The sequence below is a fragment of the Gillisia hiemivivida genome (assembly GCF_007997295.1).
Lineage (GTDB): Bacteria > Bacteroidota > Bacteroidia > Flavobacteriales > Flavobacteriaceae > Gillisia > Gillisia hiemivivida.
The window spans coordinates 351,723-371,184 of the sequence record NZ_VORY01000002.1 but is presented as its reverse complement, the minus strand read 5'-3'; the positions used below and the strand labels follow the sequence as shown (position 1 = coordinate 371,184).

The following is a 19,462-nucleotide window of genomic DNA, read 5'->3' as shown; positions in this document are numbered from 1 at the left end:
TAGAATTCATAATTAGATAAAGAAATATGTTAACTTATGCCGTAAACTAACAATCTTTATAACTATCTACTATATTTCAATACTACTTAAAAACTCTTCACTATGCATGCTATCAAGTCTTTTTTATCATTCATTTCACTCGTATGCGTTATCTCTATTCTTATTGTAGGCTGCACTCCACTAAAAACTTCTGTAGAATCAGCTAATGGAATAGATGCAGATAAAAAAACGGTGGTAGTTCAATTAACACCAGCAAATAAAGTTAACCCTGAAGATTGGCCAATTATTAAACCGCTACCATTAGATCCAGCTATAGAAGCACAAATAGATGAACTATTGCCTAAACTAACTTTGGAACAAAAAGTAGGTCAGGTTATTCAAGCAGACAATGCATCCATCACTCCAGAGGAGTTGAAAAAATATCGATTAGGGTCTATACTCAGCGGCGGCAATTCAGCACCGGGACCGCTGCCCTACGCAAATGCCAAAACATGGTTGGCAATGGCTGATAAATATTATAACGCCTCAATTGACCCCGAAGGTGTTGAGGTAGCTATCCCATATATATGGGGAATTGATGCGGTACATGGTCACACCAATCTGCGCGGCGCAATTGTCTTTCCACATAACATTGGACTTGGCGCTATGCGCAACCCAGATCTAATCGAAAAAATTGCAGCAGTGACCGCTCACGAACTCACAGTATCTGGTCACGATTGGACTTTTGCACCAACCTTAGCGATACCACAAGACTTACGTTGGGGCAGAAGCTATGAAGGGTTTTCTGAAGATCCAGAAATCGTTAAATCGTACGCAGACCGAATTGTCTATGGGCTACAAGGTCATATTGGAGATCCAGATTTTATGGGTGATGGCCGCGTCATATCTAGTGCAAAACACTTTTTAGGTGACGGAGCCACAGAAAATGGGATCGATCAAGGCGACGCCAAGATTAGCGAAAAAGAATTACGAGAGGTGCATGCTGCAGGATACTACAGCGCTATACCTGCAGGTGTGCAAACTGTGATGGCCTCTTTCTCTAGCTGGGAAGGCAGAAAACTGCATGGTGATAAAGAACTGTTGACGGATGTTTTGAAAGGTAGACTGGGTTTTAATGGTTTTGTTATTGGAGATTGGAACGGTCACGGTCAAGTTCCCGGTTGTACGAATACTGATTGCCCACAGTCTTTAAACGCAGGCCTCGATATGTATATGGCTCCCGATAGTTGGAAAGGCTTATATGAAAGTACCTTAAAGCATGTGAAGAATGGCATTATCCCAATGACTCGCTTAGACGATGCGGTGCGACGTATCCTCCGAGTAAAAATTGCATCCGGTATATTTAGCAAAGGGGCTCCAAGCACGCGTAAAAATGCAGGAGATGAAAGCCTTTTGGGCCTTCCCAAAAATAGAGCCATTGCGCGGCAAGCAGTACGGGAGTCAATGGTTTTACTCAAGAATAACGGTGGAGTTTTGCCATTAGATGCAACTAAAACGATTATGGTAATTGGTGACGGGGCAGATAATATTGCTAAAACCAGCGGTGGTTGGACTCTTTCATGGCAAGGTACAGGACATACAAACGATGAATTTCCGAATAGCCAGTCCATACTTGAAGGTATCAGGGAAGCCGTTAACACCGCTGGCGGCAAAGTAATCTTTTCACCCAATGGCGACTCAAACGAAACAGCTGACGTGGTGATTGCAATATACGGTGAAGACCCATACGCGGAGTTCCAAGGGGACCTAGAAAATCTGGAATTTGTTCCAAACGGTTTTGACACCAACATACTTGAAAAATTTAGCAGTAAAGGAATTCCTGTGATATCGGTTTTTCTATCGGGCCGCCCAATGTGGATCAATCCTGAAATAAATAGATCAGACGCATTTGTCGCTGCATGGTTACCAGGCAGCGAAGGTGGTGGTGTCTCAGACATATTATTTCAAAAAGACCCGTCATATGACTTTACTGGTCGCCTGTCTTTCTCTTGGCCAAACAGCGCAGTAGTGTCAGCAGATCTGGCAGCACGAGAGTCTACAAAGTTGTTTGAGTTAGGTTATGGGCTCACTTATGAGGACGATGTGGTCGTTGACCAACTTTCAGAAGACGCTGGTTTAAAAAATATTGAAGTAGTTTCAACAGGTGTTTTTTTTAGCAAAGGTGCATCTATCGCGCCGTGGAATTTATGGCTAAAAACAGGAGATTTGAACAAACAAATCGGCAGCTTTCCAACCTCTGTAGGAGGCCTGATTGTTAGCAAAACTGACCACACCGCACAAGAAGATGCATTACGCATTAATTGGACGCTACCAGATTATGACCAATTAATTTTAAGTGCGGCTTCGCCGAGTAATATGAGTCGTCAAACGAATGGCGCGATGGAACTGACCTTCTCCGCAAAATCCTTTAACGCCAAGTCCGCGACTGTCAAAATTGGCATGTGTAATCAAGGTGCGACTTGTAATAAAACTGTAAATATAGATATCGCCGCTAATGAGTGGCGAGAATATAGGATAAGCCTAAGTTGCTTTGCTGATCTTGGTGTCGATATGAGTAAAGTTAACAATGCATTCATGGTGACGGCTGATGAAGGCGTAGATATTGGACTTAGTAACATTCGCTTAGAACCAGATATGGATGCTAAGCCTGGATGTAACGGCAAGTAGTACCTTTTCGTTTCATTTAGAACGGAAGAGCCAAGGCGTCTAGTTAACACTTTTCAAACCATAATTTGTTAGAAACATAAACAAAATAGGTTGAAAAATAAAAGGTACTATGCAACAAGAGATTTTATTTATCAAGATTTGGTAATAAAGGAGATTACTAGGTGTCACTGCATTTAGAGCCTAATTTGGAGAATAACTTAGATAAAATAGAAATGCGATAGATAATAATAAACTTACCTTTTTTTTACTTTTATTGTCACTTTAATCTTTAAACACTGGTCAAACATTTCATTATAAGACTTTAAAGCAGATCAATTTACTACATTTCAAAGATCTTAGAATGATGAAAACCATCTCTTATGAAATAGTTAAAAACTATTCACTTGGATAAAAAAAAGCTACAACCAAATTTTATTTTATGATCTCCACTGTCATAGGAATATTGATTAATGGCCATTCTCCTTCTCCAATAGGTTGCTTAGCAATTTCATCTACAACCTCCATTCCTTTTATTACTCTTCCATAAACTGTATGATCGTTATCTAAGTGATGGGCTCCACGTTCGCTTTGAACAATAAAGAACTCAAAAGGGGAAGAAGCTTTACTCACATTTTGTTCTGCATACTTAGCCGCTGAAAATGCCCCCCGACTATGTTTATGACCGGCGTCGAATTCACTTGGAATCAAATAGGAGCCCATGTTATTTCTTTTAATACTGGTTTCTTTATTGTCGGAATTTCCTCCTTGGATTACAAAACCATCGGCAACTCTATGAAAAAAAGTACCATTAAAATATCCTTCTTTAATTAATAAGATCATGTTTGCCCTGTGTAATGGGGTGTCATTATAAAGCAAGACATCAATATCACCAAAGCTGGTACTAATTCTAAACTTGTTTTCAGGATTTTTCTTCCCGTATTCAGTTAAAAAAGGAATTAGTTTTTCTTGGACAAGCATGGGTTCATCATGAAGATATAATTTATCTTTCTTTTTTTTGGAGGTATCAATTTTATCTTCTGTAGAGTCCTTTACCTTAATAGGGGTATTGGTTGAAGGAGCTTTTGTATTATTGATCTTTGATTTTTGTGTATCTTCACAACTTGCAAATAAAAGAATAAGAAAAGCGAAAAGGATAGAAATTTGTCGAGTCATGAATTTTACTGAATTTACATATAAAATTTCAAATTTAAAGAATTTAGAACTTCCAGGCGTGGAGGCGCAGTATAAATTGGCTCCGATATTGCGAATAAATGAATTGTCAAATATAGATATAAAAGCTAAAAAACCCAATAAAGCGGGGGTTATGGCGCTATTTTATCCTAATAAAAAAGAAATTACCCATTTAGTATTAATTTTAAGAAAGACCTATAAAGGTGTTCATTCCAATCAGGTTGGATTTCCTGGGGGTCGCGTAGAAAATTTCGATAAAAATTTAAAGTATACGGCTTTAAGGGAAACTGAAGAAGAAGTTGGGATTCCACAATCTGAGGTGAGGGTTGTAAAAAAATTAACCAAATTATATATTCCTCCAAGCAATTTTTGGGTGCATCCATATGTAGGTCTTATAGATAGAACCCCTAAGCTTATTCCGCAGGAATCTGAAGTGGAAAAAATATTGGAAATAGACTTGGAAGATTTTATGGATGAAAGAAATTTGATCTCTAAGGAATTAACCACTTCTTATGCTAAAAATATTGAAGTCCCTGCATTTTCTTTGAATGGGCATGTAGTATGGGGTGCAACTGCGATGATGCTAAGTGAATTAAAAGATTTAATGAAGTTAGCTCTCTAAAGTTTATTAGTATCTTTGACTTCTTTAAGATAATATTAACAATTCAAGATCAATAATACTACATGGGCTTATTTACAAAAAATCCATTTGGACATTATCTATTTATAAAAAAATGGCTAATTCGTATTTTTGGCGTTTTATCCCATAGGCGCTATAGAGGATTTAATGAATTGAATATTGAAGGCTCCGAGATCATTAAAAATCTTCCAGATACTAAGGTTCTTTTTGTTTCTAATCATCAGACCTATTTCGCTGATGTTACAGCTATGTTCCATGTTTTTAATGCTAGTTTAAGTGGGAGAGTAGATAATATTAAGAATGTGGGATACTTATGGCAACCAAAATTGAATTTGTATTATGTAGCCGCCAAAGAAACCATGCAGGCAGGATTGCTCACAAGAATTATGGCTTATGCAGGAGCTATAACAGTAGAGAGAACCTGGCGATCTAAGGGAAAAGATGTAAAACGAGAAGTAAATAAAGAAGATACAGATAATATTGGAATCGCTTTAAAGGACGGATGGGTGATCACTTTTCCTCAAGGTACAACCAAACCTTTTAAACCAATTAGAAAAGGAACTGCTTACATTATCAAACAGCATAAACCTATAGTAATTCCTATTGTTATAGACGGATTTAGAAGATCTTTTGATAAAAAAGGGATTCGACTTAAGAAAAGAGGGATTCTTCAAAGTTTTCAGATAAAACCCGCTTTAGAATTTGATTATGAAAATGATTCTATAGAAGATATAGTTGAAAAATTAGAATATGCAATAGAGCAACATTCGTCATTTTTAAAGGTTATTCCACAGGAAGAAATTGACGATATGGAGAAACTGAATGAGGAAAGGAAGTGGGAGTATTAAATCAGATTCAAGACTCAAGATTCAAATTCAAGATTCATAATTTTTAAATTTACAACTTCAAGGAAACGAGATTCAAAAAGTTAAGTATCCATTTTTAGTTCTTTCCGAATCTCTTTAACCGTTTTGGTACTCCCATCGTGGCTCCAACCAGGAGGTCCAAAAACATACATGAATTTATGTTTCCAGTTTTTAGTTTTTTTGGTGTCCTCCCAAATATTTTTGTATTCGTGGGTTAGGATCACCCATAAATTATAGGATTCAGGTGGAGTAGAAACCCCATATTCTATATCAATTGAAGGATCCAGCTCTTTCCATGTACCAAAAATTCTGTCAAAAACATTTAAAATACCTCCATGATTTTTATCCATATATTCCAGGTTCTTCGAATGATGCACTTGGTGCATGGTATGGGTATTGAGAAACTTTTCTATAATTCCCATTTTAGGAACATATTTAGTGTGTAACTGGAATTGCCATAAGGCTTCAATTCCAAGACACACTACCACCATTTCAGGGGAAAAACCTATTATGACTATCCACACGTAAAAAAAAGGTTTGTAGAGAATTGTGAACCAGCCATTACGAACCGCTGTTCCAAGATTGAAGTTATCTGAGGAATGATGCACGATATGGGCTGCCCAAAAAAACCGTACCATATGATTTTGCCGATGAAACCAATAATAGCTAAAATCGTCTAATAACATACATAAGATCCAAACATACCATGCATACCCAAAGGATTCCCACCCCATAATATTTGTCCTTACCCCTTCAACAATCGGGTTAAACAATTCATATACAAATTCGAATAAAAGAATGATAGTAACGATTTTTATAAATGCCGCTATTACCGCAGATCCAATACCCATAGAAAGGCTTGAAAAAAGATCTTTCCATTTATATAGGTCTTTGTTGTTATGGGTTTTACTGTAGGTTAGTTCTAATAGAATAAGTCCTAAGAAAGCCGGCACCCCATAAATTAGAGGATTAGTAAATTCCATTTATATAATTTTTTAATAGTGGAGTGTAAAACTAATTTTTGCAAAAATAACGTATTTTAAAGGTTTTTTTTTAAAAAAAGGTTCAAAACATTAATTCGAAAGTCTATATGGAACAATAGCGAGATAGAAATAAGTTCCAAAATCTAGAATGGTAAGATAATAAATATCTAGGCTTAATTTACAATCCCGAGAGCTATTAAGTTAGAAAAAAAGGAATATTTTTATCTTGAATTGATGTTAAAAAAAAGTTTAGGCTAAATAGGAAATTATATTTAGGTTTTAAATAAAAGGATCAGAGCATAAAAATTTGAGATAAAATAAATGACTGGAAACAAAAGTCAAGAACATTAACAATTCAAAATTGATCTGATCTCAATTCTATTATCTAAAATCTGGATTACATTTCTAACTTCTTTAATTCTACATAATTTTTCTTCAGTCTTTTAAGTAAAATCCCATAGAGTAACCTATAAAATAGCCATATAACACCTAATAGTATGCTAAGGACAAGTACACTAACTCCAATAAATTTTAGCCAATCTACTGTATCAAAGGCATATTTGGAGATAGATTCTACATCTTTGTTGCTATGTTTTATTATCATGTATCCAAACATACCAACTACCGTTAATGCTGTAGATATAAGCACATATCCAATATAGAATTTAACCGTTTTTCTTGTCTTTAAAATATTTTTCATTAAAGTAGCAGCATCATCTGTTGTAGAGATCCTTCTGTAATTTTGATAAAACCTAAAGATAAAGTAGAAGGTGATTGCATAGCTTACAATATATAATATGGTAATAATCTCTTCTAAATTGTTCTTTTCTATATCTTCCCAATATTTATCTCCAGAGAAAATTATATTTATAATAGTACCAGCTAATAATTCTATTAAACTTATATAGAATATCCATTTAACTATAGAATGGGAACGCTTCCATATCATTTTATAGATCTGAGCATAGGTTAGCTTAGGATAATTCCCTTGCTGCTTGTTCCAGTCCCTTTTTAATAAATCTAATTCATCCATACTTTACGGATTTAATATTTTTTTTAATTTAGTTTTCACTCTATTCATCTTCACTCGTGCATTCACCTCACTAATACCCATTGTTTCAGAGATTTCTTTATAATTTTTGTCTTCTAGATATAGAAATACTAAGGCTTTATCTATATCATTTAATTCTTTTACTGCATTGTACATTAGTGACAAACGTTGCTCGGTTTCATCATCATATTCATCTACTTTAATTCTAAATTGTACAGAATCGTAGTCTTGAGTCTGAATTCCACGTTTTTTCTTACGATATAAAGTGATGGCGGTGTTCAAAGCCACCCGATACATCCACGTACTAAATTTTGCATCTCCTCTAAATTTTGGATATGCCTTCCAGAGTTGAATCGTTATTTCTTGAAATAGATCGTTATGGGAAGCCTGGTCATTGGTATAAATCCTACAGATTTTGTGAACAATGTTCTGGTCTCTCTCCAGATTTGTTACAAACTGATGTTCTAATTCTTTCTCCACAGATACTATTTACAAATTGTTAGTCTTTGAATACTGTACAGTGTTACATCTAGTAGGGTAAAATCTAAACTGCTTGCTTTTTATATAAAAGCTAAATTATTCTTATTTTCGAAGATATATAAATTGGTGAATAATAGTTTACCTTATTATATATTTATACAATAAAATAAATAATAGTTTGAAAAATGAATATACCTAAGACCAATTTACCACGTGTTGCAATTATAGGAGGAGGATTTGGAGGAATTTCCTTAGCTAAAAAGTTACTTAAACTAAAGGTTCAAACTATATTAATAGACAAGCATAATTATCATACTTTCCAGCCTCTTTTATACCAAGTATCAACATCTGGATTAGAACCAGATTCTATAGCCTATCCCTTAAGAAAAATAATTAGAGACAGCGACCGTGGTTATTTTAGAATGGCTGAAGTCACTAAAATAGATCCTGATAAAAAAATAATTGAATCTAATATTGGAGAACTTACTTATGACTATCTGGTGATTGCCACTGGTTCTAGAACTAATTTCTTCGGGAACGATACTATAGAGCGAAATGGAATGTGGATGAAAACTGTTCCGCATGCCTTGAACATAAGAAGTCTTATTTTAGAGAATTTAGAACAGGCAGTAATTACTAAAGATCCTAAAGAAAGAAAAGCACTTTTAAATTTTGTGATTGCCGGCGCTGGTCCTACAGGGGTAGAGCTAAGTGGAGCAATTGCAGAATTAAGAAATCATATAGTTGCTAAAGATTATCCAGATCTTGATCCTTCGGAAATGGAAATTCATCTCGTAGAAGGAATGGATAGAGTATTACCACCCATGAGTGAGAGTTCTTCAAGAAAAGCAGCTAAATTTCTTGAAGAATTAGGTGTACAACTTCATTTAAATACACAGGTAAAATCTTATGATGGGGATCTTGTTCTTACTAATACATCTAAAAATTTTGAAACTCATACATTTATTTGGAGTGCAGGTGTTACAGGTGCTCCTGTGCAAGGCTTAAATGCATCAGCTCTTATAGAAAAAGCGAATAGGTACGAAGTAAATCGTTTTAACCAAATTAAAGGCTACGATACTATTTTTGCGATTGGAGATATTGCTGTCATGGAAAGTGAAGAGTATCCAAAAGGACATCCAATGGTTGCCCAGCCTGCTATTCAACAAGGAAAGCACCTTGCTAAAAACATTCGTAATATTTTAGATAATAAAAGTCTCGAACCTTTTGATTATTTCGATAAAGGCACAATGGCTACGGTTGGAAGAAATAGAGCAGTAGTAGATCTCGGAAAGTTCAATTTTGGAGGATTCTTTGCCTGGTTTATATGGATGTTTGTGCACCTTTGGTTTCTAATTGGTTTTAGAAACAGATTGGTTACTTTTTTTAACTGGGTTTACAATTATGTGAATTATGATAAGGCGGCCAGATTAATTATTAGACCTTTTAAAGAAAATCAAAAGCAATCTAAATCAGATAAAGCCTTATAATCTTTATTTCTGAAGAAATTTCAGTTTGCCAAGAATCTTTGGATCTTGATACAAATAGAAAATCCGCTTCAATTTGAACTGAAGCGGATTTATATTTTAGTAAAAATTTCGAAATTATCTAGTTTTCGTGATCTCTTTGTTATAATCTGACGCTAATGAGATCTTTTGTTTCTCTGTAAGTGCTTTTCCGGCCATCTGGAAAACTTCATGCTCTTCTTCATCCAGGTGGTGGGTAACCTTATGTTCAAGATCTTTTGCTATTTTTAACCAATTAGAAGCACTCATTTCTGTATCATCCAGTTGTTCCATTAGCTCATCCATTTCGTGGTGTTCTGCAACACTATGTCTGGCTTTTTCTTGAGTAAGATCTTTTTGTATTAAGGGGACATAAAAATGTCTTTCTTCTGCATCTGCATGTATCTTCAACTCGTGTTTTAATTGCTCATAAATTTTCTTTCTTTCCTGAGTATCTCCGTGAGTGGATACAAGTTTTTTTACCAGATCTCTTTGGATTTCATGTTCCTGACGTAAAGCTTCAAAAATATTCATAATTTAGGTTAGATTGTTTTAGATATTGAAGATATAAATTAAAGTGTTAAGAATTATTTAAAAGACAAAATAATAGCGCTATGAATTAAGGTCTCGATAAGATTTTATACAGTTCAACCTAAAATTTTCACAGTTCGGTTCATAAATATTTATGCTAAGCATACTATTAAAGATATTTGAATTGTGATAAAAGATAATAACATAACGATGTATAAGTTAATTTACAGACTAATTAAGATAAGTGTAATAATCACTGTTATAATAATCTTCATAGATATTATATTTAGTAAGTCCACTTCTTTAGAAGGTCTGTTGAGCTTCTCTAATTTTGGGATTTACTTTTTCTACAGTTTTGTTCTTACTAGCGTAAATGGTCTTTTCTTTCATGTTATGAATAAAAGAATTAATTGGGAAGGAAAGGGAGTGCAAAGAGTTGTAATTGGGGTTACTGGGAGTATAGTCTTGACCATAATGACTTTTTTTATATGTCGAATGATACACATAGTTTATTTTGAGAAGATATATAGTTTAGATGAATTTTTAGCAAAAGAGCGTATAGGAAATTATTTATTTCCATTACTTTTTACTGCTATTGTTTCTCTTAGTTTTCACCTATTTTATTTTTACAAAGCTTTACAGGAGGGTAGAGTTGCTGAACAAAAAATAATTGCCGGAACTGCTTCAGCAAAATTTGATGCGTTGAAGAATCAATTAGATCCACACTTTCTATTTAATAGTTTAAATGTTCTGACTTCTCTAATCGAAGAAAATCCAAGTGCTGCTCAAAAATTCACCACTTCTTTATCCAAAACATATAGGTATGTACTGGAGCAAAAGAATAAAGATCTGGTGGAACTTTCTGAAGAAATAAAATTCGCGAAAACTTATATAACTCTCCTCAAAATGAGATTTGAAGACGGGATTAATTGTATTATTCCATTAAAGCTAAATTTAGCGGAAGCTAAAGTAGTTCCTCTATCGCTTCAATTATTACTGGAAAATGCAGTTAAGCACAACAAAGTATCTCCGCAACAGCCTTTACACATAGAGATTTTTGAAGATAAGGATGAATTGGTGGTAAAAAACAACCTTCAGAAAAAAGATATATTAGAAAAAGGCAGTAAGGTTGGCTTGTTCAATATTCAGCAAAGGTATGGTCTGTTAACTAATAGAAAGGTGCAAATAAATAAATCTGAAAATTTTTTCGAAGTAAGATTGCCATTACTAACTAAAAAAACAAGTGTTATGGAAAGAGAAATAGAATGGGATAAAAATAAAAGCTACTTAAATGCAAAAGAAAAAGTTGCAAAACTAAAAGGTTTCTATGGTAACTTAACTTCTTATTGTGTAATTATTCCAGCCTTAGCAATTTTTAATTTGCTTACAAGTGATTTTCCTTGGGTTTTCTTTCCTGCAATTGGGTGGGGGATAGGGGTGCTTTTTCATGGCATGGAAGTATTTGGCTATAATCCTTTACTTGGGAAGGATTGGGAGGATAAGAAAATTAAAGAATTTATGGAACGTAATAAATATTAAAGATGAAAAATTCAGAGAATAATTATCAAAGAGCAAAAGAGCGAGTAGAAGAATTGAAAAAATTCTACAACCATCTTCTTAGCTATATTGTAATTAACATCCTTCTTGCAGGAGTGAATTACTATTCCAATCAATGGGAAAATCCTTGGTTTTTATGGGTTCTCGGCGGATGGGGGATAGGGTTGATATTTGACGCATTAAAAGCGTATCAGATAAATCCTATGTTCAACAAAGATTGGGAAGAAAGAAAGATAAAATCTTTTATGAAGGAAGAGGACAAACAAAGATGGGAATAGTACTAAAATTAGTTGAATGCAAGCAGTAATTATAGAAGACGAAAAACCGTCTGCGAGAAGACTTAACAGGATGCTGAATGGTTTAGATCTGGAAGTTGTAAGTATGTTACATAGTGTAACTGAAGCTGTAGAATGGTTTAAGAACAATGAGCATCCAGAACTTATTTTTTTAGATATTCAACTAAGTGATGGTTTGTCTTTTGAGATCTTCGAGAATGTTGAAATTAAAAGCGCCATTATATTTACTACTGCTTATGATGAATATGCGCTGAAAGCCTTCAAATTGAATAGTGTAGATTATTTATTGAAACCAATAGATGATGAAGAGTTGAAGGAGGCAGTAGATAAATTTCGTTCTAATAGAGTTGAGAAAGATTCTGGCTATATAAAAGCAGAAGACATTCATAAAATGTTTCAGCGATCTAACCAAAGGGAATATAAAAAAAGATTTACTATTCAGGTAGGACAACACTTAAAGATTTTTGAAGTAAATGATGTTTGTTGTTTTTATTCAGAAAATAAGGGTACTTACTTACACACAAATTCTGATAGAAGTTATTTATTAGATCTTAGCTTAGAAAAATTAGAGAAAGATCTAGACCCCGAGAAATTCTTTAAGATTAGCAGGAAATTTATCGTAAACCTTAATGCTATCAAAGATATTATAAGTTATTCCAATTTACGTTTAGAAGTAAAACTGGATTGTTTTAATAAGCATCAGTTAATTGTAAGTAGGGAACGAGTGAAACTCTTTAAGGAATGGTTGGGATGATTTTTCACTAACCAAATGTTAATTATCACAAAAATTAAAACCGTAGCTTATTTATTCTCGTAAGTATAATACAAGAGAGTTGTTGCGGGTAGCTTAACGAATGTAATTTTGCTAATAATTCATTTGAATTGCCTTTAAAATAAAATATTGGTGACCCTACTACATTTTAAATTCTGCTCGCAGAATAATTCTTTTTGATTTTTTTGGTTGGTTAGTGAAGAGTTTGTTTCTTAACGGAGCAGACTCTTTGCATTTATACCGGTATGTAAATATTTGCAATCATTGTCGTCCGACAAAAGATATAAGATCGCTGCGCTGCTAGATTCAAGACGTAAGACTTCATTTCAACTAATTGAAAATCAATATTTTAATCTGTACAAATTTTTAAAAAAGGAAAAAATAATTCTGTGTTCCACTAGCAAGCTCCTAAACATTGAAAACAGTCTTAATCCACGTTACTTCTAACCTCACCGAAATCCTGAATTTTTTTACCGGACAATACTAATTTGCAATAAAGAAAATCACCTTTAAGATCACGACATTTTGTGACCTTAAAGGTGATAATTTATTTAGTAAGAGAGATGTATTTAAGAAGATACAACTCCCAAAGTATACAATTGCTCCATGGTTGGTGTTTTACTTCCACCAGCAGGTTCTAATGTAATACCAAATGCTTCAGAAGGATTCATATTCTTCAAAGCGAATATTTTATTTTCGTCTTCTTCATAAGTATCTAAAATACCAATACTTGTAGGCGTTAATGGTTCTAATTGTAAAGACCATACTTGATATACCATTCCTCTTGGTGGTTCTGGCAGATCTTTCACATCTATATAGGTGATGTTTGTATTCTTATCCCAATACGCAGCTGCGTAGGCATCTGGAGCAACGGCTTGCCCAGCTAAAGGAACTTTTATAATATCCTTATCTCTTATTACAGATAGAAGATCTTTAGATTTATCCGCATCAGATCTAGCTTCAGCAATTTGAGTTTCCATTTGTGCTTTCTCTGCTTGTAAAGCTTGAAGATCTGTTCTAAGTTCTTGGTTCTTATTGAACATTAAAAACAACCCAATTAAGAACAGCAAACTGGCAGCCCATCCAATATACATAGGGATATTAGATCTGCGACTTTCCATTGTTACCATTTTTGGATTATGGGAAAGTTTTTGCTTGATAGCCTGTATTAAATTCTCGGCATCTGCTGGCGCTACCGCAGCGGATAGATGAATAAGCGCTTCTTCAATTTCATCTACTTCAGATTCAATTTCGGGGTATTGTTTTAAAATTCGGGTAACCTCTCTACTCTCTGTTTCAGAAAGCGCACCATATACATATAGCTCAAGAATACCAGATGATATATAATTATTAATATCCATTATTGTAATACTTTAGATCGTAATTTGTCAATACATACCTTGTTCTTTGTCTTTACTGTTCCCAAGGGCATTTGAAGTTCTTCTGCGGTTTCCTTTTGAGTATAGCCTTTAAAGAACAGCAAGTCTATTAAGCTTTTACAGGTCGCTCCCAGAGCATCAATGTATTTTTGTAGGCCAATAGCATCGATTGTTCCGAAAAAGTTAGTTTTAGACTCTAATATATCTACGAAATTATCACTCTTAAGGTTTAGCTTTTTATTTTTAAAATCCTTGGATCTAATTTTATCTATAGAAGCATTCCTTGCAATATTAAGGACCCACGTAAAAAATCGGCCTTTATCGGGGTTGTAGCTCGAAGCATTATTCCATATTTTAATAAAAACATCCTGCAGTATTTCTTCTGAAACAGAGGTGTCTTTTATTATACTATATATGATACCATAGGTACTGTGTGAATAAAGTTCATAAATGCGCTCAAAGGCTTTTTGGTTGCCAGCTTGAAGCTCTTCAATTAACTTATCTTGTTGCATAGGATTGAAATTGTGCTTAAAAATAGAAAATTATTCTCTTAAAATAGAAAAAGCAACCCGAAGGTTGCTTTTATTATAATATCTTAAAAAAATCATTACATTTTAATAGTACCACATCCAACTCTAGTCCCGGCTGCACCAGATGGTTGAGAAGTGAAATCGTCTACTCCATCATGTACTATTACTGCTTTTCCAATAATGTTCTTAGCATCATCATCACAACCAATACACCATTTATCTGTAGTCATAGTGATAGTTCCATTTCCATTACCATCAACTTTGAAATTCCCTATATCTCCTTTATGATATCCTGAGGCATCACCCCATTTCCCGTGTTGTTCAAAAGTTGGATTCCAGTGTCCTCCTGCAGAAGATCCATCATTTGTAGAACAATCTGCACTTTCATGAATATGAATTGCATGCATACCTTCAGCTAAACCATCGATAACCGCAGTCATAGTTACTTCCCCGTTTTCTTGGGTGAAAACAACATTCCCAGATAGTTTACTATCACTTTTTGGTTCTAAAGTAATTTTTACTTTTTTCACTTCAACTTCTTTTTCCTGAGTCATTTCAGTGTCGGAAGTTTTATTTTCATCATTATCTTTTTTGTCATTTTTACATCCAATAATTAAAAGGGATGCACAAAATAGAAGTGTTAAACTAATACGTTTCATAATTAATATAGATTGGTTTTACATTGAGTTCATCTAAATTACTTGTATAATAAGGAATCTCCAAAGATTTAAGGATTGCTTAACACAGATAATTTCTTTCCAAATAGGAATTTTCAACTAGTTATTTTTGATCTACTAAGCTTGTAATAATTTGTGTTTCCGAATGTAGTGTTTTATGAACAGGACATTTATTAGCGATCTCTAATAATCGCTTGCGTTGTTTTTCATCTAAATCTCCTTTAATTATAAGTTCCCGTTTAAAAGTGTCTATTTTAGTACCTTCTTCTTCACATTTTTCACAATCAATGGCATGCTCTCTTCCATAAATAACTTGTGTTTCTACAAAATCTACCACCCAACCTTTTCGTTTAGCATACATCTGTATGGTCATAGAAGTACATGCGGCTAATCCAGCAGATACATATTCGTAAGGATTAGGTCCAAAATTATTCCCTCCTAAATGTTCAGGTTCATCGGCTATTAGATTGTGTCTTCCAGCTTTTATTTGTGTAGTAAAACCTTCTGGACCTAAATGTGCAACGACATTTAAATTGGACTTTAATTCAGTTTCCACAGGAATATCAAGATATCTATTTGCCCATGTTCCAATAACATCACCCACATAATTTGAATCTATTTTATTGGATAATAAATGATCTGCTCCATCAAGAGAGATAAAACTTTTAGGATGTCTGGCAGCAAGATAAATTTCTTCGGCATTATTAATTCCTACGATAGTATCTTGGGGAGAGTGAAGAATTAATAGGGATTTCTCTAATTTTGAAATAATGTCTGGAAGATCATTGTTTTCTAGATCATCTAAAAATTGCTTTTTTATATTGAAGTTTCTGCCTCCAATATTTACTTCTGCGATTCCATTTTTCTGAATATCATCGACATCATTTTTCAATAGATTTTTTACATGTCCAATATGAGAAGGTGCTCCAATGGTTGCAACTGCAGTTACCGAATCTAATAAAGTTGAGGCAAACAGTACCGCTGCGCCACCAAGCGAATGGCCAATTAATAAGGAAGGAGCTCTGTAATTATCTTCTAGATAACTAGAAGCAGAAACAAGATCTTCTACGTTTCCAGAAAAATTAGAATCTGCAAATTCCCCATCACTTTCTCCTAATCCCGTAAAATCGAATCTCAGGATACCAAATCCTTTTGCAGTTAAGGCCTCACTTATATTTTTTACGGCTAAAAAATTTTTATTACAAGTAAAACAATGTGCAAATAAAACAAAATTATGAGGTGTTCTATTTTCAGGCAACTCTATACTCCCTTTTAGGTCTATGCCTTCTTTGTTTTTAAATGTAATTTTTGAAGTGCTCATATTAATATTTTTTTAGAATTAGTTTTAAATTTAAGCGGGATTAAAATGTTCCGACACAGCAATTTTTAACTTTTTGTCTGAAACTTTTACTTTAACTTCCTTTCTCTTTCCAATAAATTCTCCATCAATCTGAAATGCTATGGGTTTTTTACATGTAATTATAGCTTCTTCTGTAGAGATGGCTTCCACGAAATTGGAATCCATTTTGGTGTTTTTAAATAAGGTCTTTATTATTTGAAATAGACTTAGTTTTTTAAAGATAAGAACTTCAAATTTTCCATCATTCAATTTCCCATGCGGATTTATATTAGCTCCTGTTCCAAATTTATTTGCATTGGCAATAGCTAAGAGCACTCCTTTTTTTACATATTTATAATTATTAGCTTCAATAATGAACTTATAAGGATAATTAGACTTAAACAATGTTGGAAAAGATTGGAGGAAATACCCAAACATCCCTCTAAAGTTAGAATGCTCATAATGTCTAATGAGCTCTGCATTTATACCCAAGTCTGAAATATGTAAGCACATTTCTCCATTTAGCTCTAGAGTATCTACGGTAAAGATTTTAGAGCCGACAGCAATTTTAATTTGCTCATTTAGATCATATGGTAGATCAAGGTTAATTGCAAAACCATTTGCAGAACCTGCAGGTAAGATGCCAAGAACAAGATCAAAATCTTTGAGAACTTTTGCTACTAGCTGTATAGTTCCATCCCCACCAGCCACTAATATGCGCTCTGGCTTATGTTCTTTTATTAAGTTGCTAATTGCAATTTTATCTTCTTCACCTTGAGTTTCATAAACTTGAATGTTTATATTTATATTAGCTAGTTGTGTTTCAACTGTTTTAATGAGATTAGCTTTGTCAAAACTTCCAGAAATTGGATTAACAACTAGTAAAATTTTGTTTTTTGGTTCCATGCACTGTAGATTGTTGCTAAAATTAACTATTTTGGAAGTATTCTTTCGTTAATAAACTCTCAATTGACAAAAATTGATTTAAAATTATATCGTGGATATTTAAACGAGCAAGAGCTGGTAGTTTTTGGTCATGTCTTTAAGTCTTGGGCTCCAGACAAATACCGAATAGATAGACGCGGAATTAAACATGCGATGTCTATTATCCATATGTTTAATATTAAACCAATTCCCAATATTCGGGTGACTCTAGAATTTCAAGGTTTGCACGTGCAAACAAAAACATTGGATGATGGATATTTTAGATTTAATATCCCTTTCAATCAAGAATTGCAAGGTGGCTGGCATGAGTATCAGGTATCCTGTGAATTCAATGGCTTTGGTATTGTGGATACCGGAGAAATCCTGAAACCCTTCGAAAGTAAATATGGGATAATATCTGATATTGATGATACTTTCCTTATTTCTTATAGCGGTAATTTTTTCAAGAAACTTTATGTAATGTTACTTAAGAACATTAATAAGAGAAAAATATTTGAAGACGTGGTGCCGCATTATAAAGCATTAAGTTCTTATGGCCAAGATAATGAACAAGCTTTCAACTCCTTTTTTTACGTCTCTAGTAGCGAATGGAACTTGTACGATTTTATTAATGAATTTGCTAAAAGGCATGAGCTGCCCAAGGCGGTAATAAAATTGAAGAAGATCAAAACAGGAATTTCAGATTTTCTAATGACCGGGCGTGGGGGACACGATCATAAATTCGAAAAGATAAAGGATATCATCTCATTTTATCCAAACCTTAAATATGTGCTTATTGGGGACGATTCTCAAAAAGACCCATATATCTATGAGCGTATCTGCAAAATATTTCCATTAAATGTGAAAGCGGTATACATACGTAAAACCAACAAAGTTAAAAAGGAAACCATTGCAACTGTTTTAGATAACATTAATGATATGGGGGTAAGCACCTGTTACTTTATTAACAGCGAAAAAGCAATTGAACATTCTAAAAGAATTGGAATAGTTTAGGAAAAAGATTCAAAATGAATATAATAATTATTTCTAAATCTGCTATTTCTATAATTTAATAGCATAAAATAACAATATTTTTTTTCGGAAAATCATTAAAAAATTCATAAAAAAAAGCTGTAAAAGATAGATATCTAATACAGCTTTTGTGGTTTTATAAAATGATTTATTACAATTTTTTAATTTTTATATTTCTAAACCACACATCGTCTCCATGATCCTGCAACCCAATAAAGCCTTGTTTATCTTCACCACCTGCATTCAGAAAGTTTTCCCAATCCTTGAATTTGCTGTTTTTTACCATTTCCTTCCATTTGTCAGTCCATAAATGATATTCTACTACATTTTCGCCATTTTGGTTGTGCACAACTGTACCACGGTAAACAAGAATAGAAATTTTATTCCATTCACCCACAGGCTTCGCGTTTTGAGGTTTAGCAGGAATAAGATCGTATAAAGACCCTGCTTGGCGATTCCCATCTGTTCCTAACCTTGCATCAGGATGTTTATCATTGTCAAGAATTTGCATTTCTGGCGCTGAGGTATAAATAGGTTCACCTTCTATTTCCTGTGCCAAATAAAAAATACCGCTGTTTCCACCTTCAGATACTTTCCACTCAAGTGTCAGTTCAAAATCCTTAAATTGCTCATCATAAATGATATCGCCAGGACCACCAGCTTCACCGGAACCAGTTCCCTGTACTTTTATAGCACCATCTTCGACCACCCAACCTTGAGAAGGAAACGAATCTTTGTTATATCCCCTCCAACCTTCAGTAGTTTTTCCGTCAAATAATAGCTTCCAGCCTTCGTCTTTTTCCTCTTGGGAAAGTTCGTTCACTTTTGCAGGGACATCAACTTCTGCGACCTCGACCTCTTGATTTTCTTCAGAATCCTTCTTTTTATCACCACAAGAAGTAAAAATGGATCCTATAAAGATTAGTACAATTGGTAATGAATAAATTGTCTTTATAAACTTTGATATCAAAATATTGTTTTTCATTTTCTGTTTTGGTTAAATTTAATCCCTCATTGAGGGTTCAATTCCCCGAGGCTTGCCTCGAATTTTTAAAAGTATTTT

19 protein-coding genes are annotated in these 19,462 nt (G+C 33.9%); 8 read left to right on the top strand and 11 right to left on the bottom strand.

What is annotated here, in order from left to right; translation table 11 throughout:
• Window positions 1-102 precede the first annotated feature (102 nt).
• Window positions 103-2,667 (top strand): glycoside hydrolase family 3 protein, encoded by a 2,565-nt coding sequence (locus ES724_RS03895; protein ID WP_146929812.1) that lies wholly within the window; start codon window positions 103-105, stop codon window positions 2,665-2,667.
• A gap of 411 nt (window positions 2,668-3,078) precedes the next feature.
• Here ES724_RS03895 and ES724_RS03890 read toward each other — a convergent pair whose 3' ends face one another.
• Window positions 3,079-3,819, bottom strand: coding sequence for a peptidylprolyl isomerase (locus ES724_RS03890; protein ID WP_170249845.1), 741 nt, complete (start codon window positions 3,817-3,819; stop codon window positions 3,079-3,081).
• On the opposite strand from ES724_RS03890, the gene ES724_RS03885 reads away from it, so the two are divergent.
• On the top strand, window positions 3,818-4,459 hold the full coding sequence (locus ES724_RS03885; protein ID WP_146929809.1) for an NUDIX hydrolase: 642 nt from the start codon (window positions 3,818-3,820) through the stop codon (window positions 4,457-4,459). The two genes, ES724_RS03890 and ES724_RS03885, sit on opposite strands and share 2 nt — an antisense overlap.
• Window positions 4,460-4,521: 62 nt before the next feature.
• Window positions 4,522-5,325, top strand: coding sequence for a lysophospholipid acyltransferase family protein (locus ES724_RS03880; RefSeq protein WP_026838213.1), 804 nt, complete (start codon window positions 4,522-4,524; stop codon window positions 5,323-5,325).
• Between the two features lie 80 nt (window positions 5,326-5,405).
• On the opposite strand, the gene ES724_RS03875 is transcribed toward ES724_RS03880, so the two are convergent.
• From ES724_RS03875 to ES724_RS03865, 3 genes are all read right to left on the bottom strand, one after another.
• On the bottom strand, window positions 5,406-6,326 hold the full coding sequence (locus ES724_RS03875) for a sterol desaturase family protein (protein WP_146929806.1): 921 nt from the start codon (window positions 6,324-6,326) through the stop codon (window positions 5,406-5,408).
• 397 nt (window positions 6,327-6,723) lie between these two features.
• Complete coding sequence (locus tag ES724_RS03870; RefSeq protein WP_146929803.1) at window positions 6,724-7,359, bottom strand: hypothetical protein; 636 nt, start codon at window positions 7,357-7,359, stop codon at window positions 6,724-6,726.
• A gap of 3 nt (window positions 7,360-7,362) precedes the next feature.
• On the bottom strand, window positions 7,363-7,857 hold the full coding sequence (locus ES724_RS03865) for an RNA polymerase sigma factor (RefSeq protein WP_146929800.1): 495 nt from the start codon (window positions 7,855-7,857) through the stop codon (window positions 7,363-7,365).
• 185 nt (window positions 7,858-8,042) lie between these two features.
• Between ES724_RS03865 and ES724_RS03860 the strand changes: the two genes are divergently transcribed.
• The gene (locus tag ES724_RS03860; RefSeq protein WP_146929797.1) at window positions 8,043-9,347 is read left to right on the top strand and encodes an NAD(P)/FAD-dependent oxidoreductase; all 1,305 of its coding nucleotides are present in this window, start codon (window positions 8,043-8,045) and stop codon (window positions 9,345-9,347) included.
• Between the two features lie 114 nt (window positions 9,348-9,461).
• On the opposite strand, the gene ES724_RS03855 is transcribed toward ES724_RS03860, so the two are convergent.
• On the bottom strand, window positions 9,462-9,896 hold the full coding sequence (locus ES724_RS03855) for a hemerythrin domain-containing protein (RefSeq protein WP_146929794.1): 435 nt from the start codon (window positions 9,894-9,896) through the stop codon (window positions 9,462-9,464).
• A 207-nt stretch (window positions 9,897-10,103) separates the two neighbouring features.
• On the opposite strand from ES724_RS03855, the gene ES724_RS03850 reads away from it, so the two are divergent.
• From ES724_RS03850 to ES724_RS03840, 3 genes are read left to right on the top strand one after another with little or no spacing between them, the layout of a single operon-like run.
• On the top strand, window positions 10,104-11,432 hold the full coding sequence (locus ES724_RS03850) for a 2TM domain-containing protein (RefSeq protein ID WP_146929791.1): 1,329 nt from the start codon (window positions 10,104-10,106) through the stop codon (window positions 11,430-11,432).
• A gap of 2 nt (window positions 11,433-11,434) precedes the next feature.
• Window positions 11,435-11,728: a 2TM domain-containing protein gene (locus ES724_RS03845; protein ID WP_146929788.1), complete on the top strand. Its 294-nt coding sequence runs from the start codon at window positions 11,435-11,437 to the stop codon at window positions 11,726-11,728.
• Between the two features lie 16 nt (window positions 11,729-11,744).
• Window positions 11,745-12,500 (top strand): LytR/AlgR family response regulator transcription factor, encoded by a 756-nt coding sequence (locus ES724_RS03840; RefSeq protein WP_146929786.1) that lies wholly within the window; start codon window positions 11,745-11,747, stop codon window positions 12,498-12,500.
• 587 nt (window positions 12,501-13,087) lie between these two features.
• Here ES724_RS03840 and ES724_RS03835 read toward each other — a convergent pair.
• The 5 genes from ES724_RS03835 to ES724_RS03815 all read right to left on the bottom strand — a co-directional run bounded on the left by ES724_RS03835 (window position 13,088) and on the right by ES724_RS03815 (window position 17,349).
• Complete coding sequence (locus ES724_RS03835) at window positions 13,088-13,879, bottom strand: anti-sigma factor (RefSeq protein WP_146929783.1); 792 nt, start codon at window positions 13,877-13,879, stop codon at window positions 13,088-13,090.
• Window positions 13,879-14,409, bottom strand: coding sequence for an RNA polymerase sigma factor (locus tag ES724_RS03830; RefSeq protein ID WP_146929780.1), 531 nt, complete (start codon window positions 14,407-14,409; stop codon window positions 13,879-13,881). Before ES724_RS03830 ends, ES724_RS03835 begins: the two co-directional genes overlap by 1 nt.
• A 95-nt stretch (window positions 14,410-14,504) precedes the next feature.
• Complete coding sequence (locus tag ES724_RS03825) at window positions 14,505-15,086, bottom strand: superoxide dismutase family protein (RefSeq protein WP_146929777.1); 582 nt, start codon at window positions 15,084-15,086, stop codon at window positions 14,505-14,507.
• 121 nt (window positions 15,087-15,207) lie between these two features.
• Complete coding sequence (locus ES724_RS03820) at window positions 15,208-16,425, bottom strand: bifunctional alpha/beta hydrolase/OsmC family protein (protein WP_146929775.1); 1,218 nt, start codon at window positions 16,423-16,425, stop codon at window positions 15,208-15,210.
• A gap of 30 nt (window positions 16,426-16,455) precedes the next feature.
• The gene (locus tag ES724_RS03815) at window positions 16,456-17,349 is read right to left on the bottom strand and encodes a diacylglycerol/lipid kinase family protein (RefSeq protein WP_146929772.1); all 894 of its coding nucleotides are present in this window, start codon (window positions 17,347-17,349) and stop codon (window positions 16,456-16,458) included.
• Window positions 17,350-17,412: 63 nt separating this feature from the next.
• Here ES724_RS03815 and ES724_RS03810 point away from each other — a divergent pair, with 63 nt between their 5' ends.
• On the top strand, window positions 17,413-18,381 hold the full coding sequence (locus ES724_RS03810; protein ID WP_146929769.1) for an App1 family protein: 969 nt from the start codon (window positions 17,413-17,415) through the stop codon (window positions 18,379-18,381).
• Window positions 18,382-18,550: 169 nt separating this feature from the next.
• Here ES724_RS03810 and ES724_RS03805 read toward each other — a convergent pair whose 3' ends face one another.
• A complete protein-coding gene (locus ES724_RS03805; protein WP_146929766.1) occupies window positions 18,551-19,384 on the bottom strand; it encodes a 3-keto-disaccharide hydrolase in 834 nt (277 codons plus the stop codon).
• Between the last annotated feature and the right edge of the window lie 78 nt (window positions 19,385-19,462).

Coding starts and splice junctions, on each gene's coding strand:
- ES724_RS03895 (WP_146929812.1), top strand. CDS start 103: ATGCATGCTATCAAGTCTTTTTTATCATTCATTTCACTCGTATGCGTT.
- ES724_RS03885 (WP_146929809.1), top strand. CDS start 3,818: ATGAATTTTACTGAATTTACATATAAAATTTCAAATTTAAAGAATTTA.
- ES724_RS03890 (WP_170249845.1), bottom strand. CDS start 3,819: ATGACTCGACAAATTTCTATCCTTTTCGCTTTTCTTATTCTTTTATTT.
- ES724_RS03880 (WP_026838213.1), top strand. CDS start 4,522: ATGGGCTTATTTACAAAAAATCCATTTGGACATTATCTATTTATAAAA.
- ES724_RS03875 (WP_146929806.1), bottom strand. CDS start 6,326: ATGGAATTTACTAATCCTCTAATTTATGGGGTGCCGGCTTTCTTAGGA.
- ES724_RS03870 (WP_146929803.1), bottom strand. CDS start 7,359: ATGGATGAATTAGATTTATTAAAAAGGGACTGGAACAAGCAGCAAGGG.
- ES724_RS03860 (WP_146929797.1), top strand. CDS start 8,043: ATGAATATACCTAAGACCAATTTACCACGTGTTGCAATTATAGGAGGA.
- ES724_RS03855 (WP_146929794.1), bottom strand. CDS start 9,896: ATGAATATTTTTGAAGCTTTACGTCAGGAACATGAAATCCAAAGAGAT.
- ES724_RS03850 (WP_146929791.1), top strand. CDS start 10,104: ATGTATAAGTTAATTTACAGACTAATTAAGATAAGTGTAATAATCACT.
- ES724_RS03845 (WP_146929788.1), top strand. CDS start 11,435: ATGAAAAATTCAGAGAATAATTATCAAAGAGCAAAAGAGCGAGTAGAA.
- ES724_RS03840 (WP_146929786.1), top strand. CDS start 11,745: ATGCAAGCAGTAATTATAGAAGACGAAAAACCGTCTGCGAGAAGACTT.
- ES724_RS03835 (WP_146929783.1), bottom strand. CDS start 13,879: ATGGATATTAATAATTATATATCATCTGGTATTCTTGAGCTATATGTA.
- ES724_RS03830 (WP_146929780.1), bottom strand. CDS start 14,409: ATGCAACAAGATAAGTTAATTGAAGAGCTTCAAGCTGGCAACCAAAAA.
- ES724_RS03825 (WP_146929777.1), bottom strand. CDS start 15,086: ATGAAACGTATTAGTTTAACACTTCTATTTTGTGCATCCCTTTTAATT.
- ES724_RS03820 (WP_146929775.1), bottom strand. CDS start 16,425: ATGAGCACTTCAAAAATTACATTTAAAAACAAAGAAGGCATAGACCTA.
- ES724_RS03815 (WP_146929772.1), bottom strand. CDS start 17,349: ATGGAACCAAAAAACAAAATTTTACTAGTTGTTAATCCAATTTCTGGA.
- ES724_RS03805 (WP_146929766.1), bottom strand. CDS start 19,384: ATGAAAAACAATATTTTGATATCAAAGTTTATAAAGACAATTTATTCA.